Consider the following 6,174-nt stretch of genomic DNA (forward strand, 5'->3'; position numbering starts at 1 on the left):
GGCCTCCCGGGCCGCGAGCGCGACCGACACGAGCGGGCCCGTCGCGAGCCGCCGGTGGCCGTCGAACACCGTGTACGAACTAAGAAGCGTGGAGGTTGTCATCGTGGTCGCCTGCAGGCAGGAATCGGAATGGCGCTATTTTCATCCGGGTATAAATTGAATGTCAATATCATCCGGGTAAAAATATTGCCAGCCTCCCGCCGTGCGTGCGACCGCGTGGCGCGGTCAGTTCTTCAGTGCCGGCGCGCCGCGCCGCGCACGCTCGCGAGCACGTCGTCGAGCGACACATGGCCTCCGAACGCCGACGAAGCCGGCAGCGGCAGGCCTTCCTCGCCGGCGTGCGCGAATCACACGCCGGCATCGTCGGCGAGCCGCGCCCGCAGCGCGGCGATGCGCGGGAACGCGTCGCGGCCGATCGATTCAAAGGCTGAATCGATCAAGTCAGTAATTGGCATGAAAGCGCAAATATCGACATGACAGAATGATCCGGACGCCCCGCTCCGGCCCGCACGGGCCTCGGCGTCCGGCCTCCGGCCGGCAGCACCGTCACCCAGAAACGCGCGCTTTCGAAGCGCCAGCCGCACGACGGCACCTTCCGCCCTTCGGAGGAGACAGTCATGAATCCGCTTCACGCGCTGCCGGCGTCCGCGTCGGCAACGGCCCGGCGCACCCGCGTGCGCTGGCTGGTGCTGGCCGTCCTGTTCGCGGTCACGACGATCAACTACGCGGATCGCGCCGCGATCGCGATCGCGGGCCCGAGCCTCGCCCGCGCGCTGCACCTGAGCCACGTGCAGATCGGCTTCATCTTCTCCGCATTCGGCTGGTCGTACGTGGTCGCGCAGCTGCCGGGCGGCTGGCTGCTGGACCGCTATGGATCGCGCATCGTCTATGCGTTCAGCATCTTCTTCTGGTCGCTGTTCACGCTGCTGCAGGGCACGATCGGCTTTTTCGGCGGCGCGGCCGCGTTCGCGCTGCTGTTCGGGCTGCGCTTCCTGGTCGGCGCGGCCGAAGCGCCTTCCTTCCCGGCCAACAGCCGGATCGTGTCCGCGTGGTTCCCGGCCGCCGAACGCGGCACCGCATCGGCGATCTTCAATGCCGCGCAGTACGCGGCGACCGTCGTGTTCGCGCCGCTGATGGGCTGGCTCGTGCACGCGTTCGGCTGGCAGTCGGTGTTCGCGGTGATGGGCGTGCTCGGCTTCGCGTTCGTCCTGGTGTGGAACCGCACGATGTACGACCCGAAGGACCACCCGACCATCAACCGCGCGGAACTCGACTACCTCGCCGAAGGCGGTGCGCTCGTCAACATCGACCAGGCGACGGGCGGCCGCGACGGCGGCCCGTCGATGCGTCACGTGAAGGCGCTGCTGAGGAACAGGATGCTGGTCGGCGTGTACGTCGCGCAGTACTGCATCAACGCGCTCACCTATTTCTTCATCACGTGGTTTCCCGTCTATCTCGTGCAGGCGCGCGGGATGTCGATCCTCAACGCGGGGCTCGTCGCGTCGATCCCGGCCGTGTGCGGGTTCCTCGGCGGGATTCTCGGCGGCATCGTGTCCGATGCGCTGCTCAGGCAGGGCCGCTCGCTGTCGGTTGCGCGCAAGGTGCCGATCGTGTTCGGCATGCTGCTGTCGATGTCGATGATCGTCTGCAACTACACCGATTCGCACGTGCTCGTCGTGCTGTTCATGGCGCTGTCGTTCTTCGGCAAGGGACTCGGCGCGCTCGGCTGGGCCGTCAACGCCGACACCGCGCCGCGCCAGATCGCGGGATTGAGCGGCGCGCTGCTCAACACGTGCGGCAACCTCTCCAGCATCACGACGCCGATCGCGATCGGCTACATCGTCGACCGCAGCGGCTCGTTCAACGGCGCGCTCGTCTATGTGGTCGCGCACGCGCTCGTCGCGGTGATCTGCTACGTGTTCGTCGTCGGCGAGATCCGCCGCGTCGAGCTTCGATGAACGGCGCGGGCCGCGCCGGCCCAGCCGGCGGCCCGCGCACCACCGGAAACAGGAGCGAACCGATGTCCGAATCCCGCCATGCCGGCACCCCGCGCGTCACGCGCATGCGGGTGATTCCCGTTGCCGGCCGCGACAGCATGCTGCTCAACCTGTGCGGCGCGCACGCGCCGTACTTCACGCGCAACCTCGTGATCCTCGACGACAGCAGCGGGCACACGGGTGTCGGCGAAGTGCCGGGCGGCGAAGGCATCCGGCACGCGCTCGAGCGCATGACGGATCTCGTGGTCGGCCAGTCGATCGGACGCTATCAGGCCACCCTCAACGCGGTGCGCGCGGCGCTGTCCGGCACGGGCCCGGGCGCGGGCCGCACGATCCGGCACGAGGTGACGTCGGCCGGCGAGGCGGCCGTGCTGCGCCAGCCGCACGAGATCAACCTGCGGCTCGACAACGTGATCACCGCGATCGAGGCTGCGCTACTCGACCTGCTCGGGCAGTTTCTCGACGTGCCCGTCGCCGCGCTGCTCGGCGAAGGGCAGCAGCGCGACGCGGTGCCGATGCTCGCTTATCTGTTCTATATCGGTGACCGCGGCCGCACCGACCTGCCGTATCGCGACGAGGCGCAGGCGCGCGCCCCGTGGTTCCGGCTGCGCAACGAGGAAGCGCTCACGCCGGCCGCGATCGCGCGGCAGGCGGAAGCCGCCGTCGAGCGTTACGGCTTCGCCGATTTCAAGCTGAAGGGCGGCGTGATGGCCGGCGCCGACGAGATGGAAGCGATCGCCGCGATCAAGGCGCGCTTCCCCGACGCACGCGCGACGCTCGACCCGAACGGCGCGTGGTCGCTCGACGAGGCCGTCGCGCTGTGCCGCGGCCAAGGCCACCTGCTCGCGTATGCGGAGGACCCGTGCGGGCCGGAAGGCGGCTATTCGGGCCGCGAGGTGATGGCCGAATTCCGCCGTGCGACCGGGATTCCGACCGCGACCAACATGATCGCGACCGACTGGAGGCAGATGGATCACGCGGTGCGGCTGCAGGCGGTCGACATCCCGCTCGCCGATCCGCATTTCTGGACGATGCAGGGCTCGGTGCGGCTCGCGCAGCTGTGCCGCGACTGGGGGCTCACGTGGGGCTCGCATTCGAACAACCACTTCGACGTGTCGCTCGCGATGTTCACGCATGCGGCGGCGGCCGCGCCCGGCACGATCACCGCGATCGACACGCACTGGATCTGGCAGGAAGGCGACGCGCGGCTCACGCGCGAGCCGCTCGCGATCGTCGGCGGCAAGGTGGCCGTGCCGGAGCGGCCGGGGCTCGGGATCGAGCTCGACATGGCGCAGGTCGAGGCCGCGCATGCGTTGTATAACGCGGTCGGCGGGACGGCGCGCGACGACGCGGTCGCGATGCGGTATCTCGTGCCGGGGTGGACTTACGATCCGAAGCGGCCGAGTTTCGGGCGGGGGTGAGCGTGACGGTGGGCGGTGGGCGGTGGTTGCCAAACACCGGAAACGCCCGCATCCTGCCGGCTGCCTGAGCCGGCCCGCTTGGCGGACGGTTCGGCGCCCTTCCCACCCAACGTGAAGCGCCCACCGTGACGTCTCCCGACCCGACACCGCGGCAGATCATCGTCTTCGTGCTGTATTCGGTGCTGTGCCTGCCCGCGAGCATGACCGTCGCTGGTTATGCCGCGACCCGGATCACGCAGAACGTATCGAATTTCGAAGGCGGTGCAGGCTACGCCGCGCTCTGGTGGGTCCTCATTCTGACCTGCGTGTTCTGCGGACTGTCGATCGCCCTCTTCGCGCTGCTGCGCAAGAGGATCGCGATCCTTGCGGCCATCACGGTGGGGTTTGCCGTGCTGTCGGTGCCGGCGTTCAGGTTCATTCACGAGCTGGCGACCTAGGCGCGGCGAGTTTGCGCATCACGTCGAAAGCGGCGCACCCGACGGTACCGCCCACGCCCACCGTCGCAGCCGAACCCAAAAACAAAAAGGCCCGATCTTGCGATCGGGCCTTTCGAATTCCGTTGGTGGAGCGGAGGAGGATCGAACTCCCGACCTTCGCATTGCGAACGCGACGCTCTCCCAGCTGAGCTACCGCCCCAACAGTCGACCATCATACACACGCATTTCTACGCTTGGCAATAGGGGTTGAGTCACCCCTGAAGCATTACTTTGACGGCGCGCCAGCCAGTACCCATTCGACCACCGAACGCGCGTCGGCGTCGCTCATGCGCGGATGCGCCGGCATCGGAATCGCGCCCCAGACGCCGGAGCCGCCCTCCTTCACCTTCTTCGACAGCTTTGCCACGGCCTGCGGATCGGACTTGTAGCGGGCAGCGACTTCCTTGAACGACGGGCCGACGAGCTTGCGATCGACCGCGTGGCAGCCCATGCACGCATTGCCGCGCGCCACCTTCAGGCCGTCGCCGACATCCGCGTGCGCGGCGCCCAGCGTGCCCGCCACGAGCGCCGCGGCTGCAGCGCCCTGCATCATCCACTGTTTCAATTGCTTCATCTGCGTGCTCTTCATTGCGACGGTGCCTTCGGGTTGCCCGGGTGCACGCTCGACGAATTCGAGATCGGCGCGGGCGGCTGCAGCGGCGTGGACTGCACCGACGCGTCGGGCACGGCGCCCACCGTCGCGGTATCCGCCGGCGCGGCGGCCTGCGCACCGGACGCGCCGCTCGCGGGCGACGCCGCCTGCAGCGCCTGCGCGTCCTGCGGCTTCACGTACTGGAACACCTTCACGACTTTCTCGACGCCGGGCACCTGGCTGGCGGCTTCCGCGCCGCGATTGCCCTCGTCGACCGTCACGAGCCCCATCAGGTAAAGGTTGCCGCGTTCGCTGACCACCTTGTAGTAGTTCGCCGAGATGCCCTTCGTCGCGATCAGCTCGGACTTCACGCGCCCCTCGAGATACGAGTCGTTGGCGCGCGACGACAGCGACGACGCCGGCTCGACCGACAGCTCGTTGACGATGCCGTTCACGTTGTTGATGCCGCGCACGATTTCCTCGGCGCGCTGCTTCGATGCATCGTTCGGCACCTCGCCCGTCAGCAGCACGCGGCGGTTGAACACCGTGACGTTCACGTGCGACTGGTCGGGCAGCCCGTTGTTGATCTGCGTGAGCGACTTGACCTGGATCTCCCGGTCCTCCGTCTGCGCGCCGAGCGTACGGCGGTCGGTCGCGACCAGCGCGCCGCCGCCGGCCGCTGCGCCGACGATCCCGAGCACACAACCCTGCAGCGACACGGCGAGACCCGCCGTCAGCGCGGCGAGCAGCGTGGTTCTGACGAGCGTCTGTTTGACGCGGCTTTGATTCATCGACGGCTCTCCTTCGTTCAATCCTCACCCAGCAGCATCGCGTCGATGCCGTCGCACAGGCAGTGGATGGTCAGCAGATGGACTTCGTGGACGCGCGCCGCACGAACGGCGGGCACGTTGATCGGAATATCGGTGTCGGAAAGCGCGGCCGCGACTGCGTGGCCGTCGCCGCCCGTCAGCGCGACGACGGTCATCTCGCGCTCGTGCGCTTCGTCGATCGCCGCCAGCACGCGCGGCGACGCGCCGCCCGGATCGAGCACCAGCAGGATGTCGCCGGTCTGGCCGAGCACGCGCACCTGCTGGGCGAACAGTTGCTCGGCGGACACCGCACCCGCGAGGCCGCCCTGCGACGCATCGGTGGCCAGCGCGATCGCGGGCAGGCCCGGACGCTCGCGCTCGAAGCCGCCGACGAGCGACACGGCGAGGTAGTGCGCGGCGGCGGCCGACGGGCCGTCACCACACGCGACGATCTTGTTGCCGTTCGCCAGCGCGGCGAACATCGCATCGACCGCGGCTGCGATCGGCAGCGACAGTGCATCGGCCGCTTCGGCGTGAAGCGCGGCGCTGTCGCGGAAATGTTGCTGAATACGTTCGACTGACATCGATTCCTGGTGAACTGGGCGCGCGGCACGCATCGCGCGACATCGTGGGTGCGGCGAGTTTACCGTACTCCGGCACGCTCTCCGGGGGTCCGGCAAGAACTCTTTACATCTCGTCACAGCTCGCGGCTACGCATCGTCGGCACGAAATGCGTCGCGCAGCCACTCGAGCCGCCCGGCCTCGAACGCGACGACGTCGAAACGGCACGCGGCACCGGCGCCGTGGCGCGCCCAGAACTGGAGCGCGGCCGCCACCAGGCGCCGCCGCTTGCGCCAGCCGACGCTCGCGGCCGCGCCG

General features: G+C 68.6%; 6 protein-coding genes, 1 tRNA gene and 3 pseudogenes. 3 read left to right on the forward strand and 7 right to left on the reverse strand.

Features of this window, described 5'->3' with window-relative positions; translation table 11 throughout:
• A pseudogene (locus tag DPV74_RS38080) lies at nt 1-102 on the reverse strand (DUF2239 family protein); the annotation flags it as partial.
• Between the two features lie 131 nt (nt 103-233).
• Nucleotides 234-407, reverse strand: a pseudogene (locus DPV74_RS42020) (glutathione S-transferase); the annotation flags it as partial.
• Between the two features lie 210 nt (nt 408-617).
• On the opposite strand from DPV74_RS42020, the gene DPV74_RS38090 reads away from it, so the two are divergent.
• The 3 genes from DPV74_RS38090 to DPV74_RS38100 all read left to right on the forward strand — a co-directional run bounded on the left by DPV74_RS38090 (nt 618) and on the right by DPV74_RS38100 (nt 3,855).
• Nucleotides 618-1,958: an MFS transporter gene (locus DPV74_RS38090; RefSeq protein WP_027788615.1), complete on the forward strand. Its 1,341-nt coding sequence runs from the start codon at nt 618-620 to the stop codon at nt 1,956-1,958.
• 62 nt (nt 1,959-2,020) lie between these two features.
• Nucleotides 2,021-3,418, forward strand: a complete 1,398-nt coding sequence (locus DPV74_RS38095; RefSeq protein ID WP_119339066.1) for an enolase C-terminal domain-like protein — start codon at nt 2,021-2,023, stop codon at nt 3,416-3,418.
• Between the two features lie 125 nt (nt 3,419-3,543).
• Complete coding sequence (locus DPV74_RS38100) at nt 3,544-3,855, forward strand: hypothetical protein (protein ID WP_060174997.1); 312 nt, start codon at nt 3,544-3,546, stop codon at nt 3,853-3,855.
• 123 nt (nt 3,856-3,978) lie between these two features.
• On the opposite strand, the gene DPV74_RS38105 is transcribed toward DPV74_RS38100, so the two are convergent.
• The 5 genes and pseudogenes from DPV74_RS38105 to DPV74_RS38125 form a co-directional block, all read right to left on the reverse strand.
• Nucleotides 3,979-4,054, reverse strand: a tRNA-Ala gene (locus tag DPV74_RS38105).
• Nucleotides 4,055-4,120: 66 nt separating this feature from the next.
• Complete coding sequence (locus DPV74_RS38110) at nt 4,121-4,483, reverse strand: c-type cytochrome (RefSeq protein ID WP_060084486.1); 363 nt, start codon at nt 4,481-4,483, stop codon at nt 4,121-4,123.
• Nucleotides 4,480-5,277 (reverse strand): BON domain-containing protein, encoded by a 798-nt coding sequence (locus DPV74_RS38115; protein WP_027788619.1) that lies wholly within the window; start codon nt 5,275-5,277, stop codon nt 4,480-4,482. The genes DPV74_RS38110 and DPV74_RS38115 overlap by 4 nt, the downstream gene beginning before the upstream one ends.
• A 17-nt stretch (nt 5,278-5,294) precedes the next feature.
• Nucleotides 5,295-5,879 (reverse strand): SIS domain-containing protein, encoded by a 585-nt coding sequence (locus DPV74_RS38120; protein ID WP_027788620.1) that lies wholly within the window; start codon nt 5,877-5,879, stop codon nt 5,295-5,297.
• A gap of 126 nt (nt 5,880-6,005) precedes the next feature.
• Nucleotides 6,006-6,174: pseudogene (locus DPV74_RS38125) on the reverse strand (YraN family protein); the annotation flags it as partial.

Source organism: Burkholderia sp. HAN2018 (assembly GCF_024704855.1).
GTDB classification, from domain to species: Bacteria; Pseudomonadota; Gammaproteobacteria; order Burkholderiales; family Burkholderiaceae; genus Burkholderia; species Burkholderia cepacia.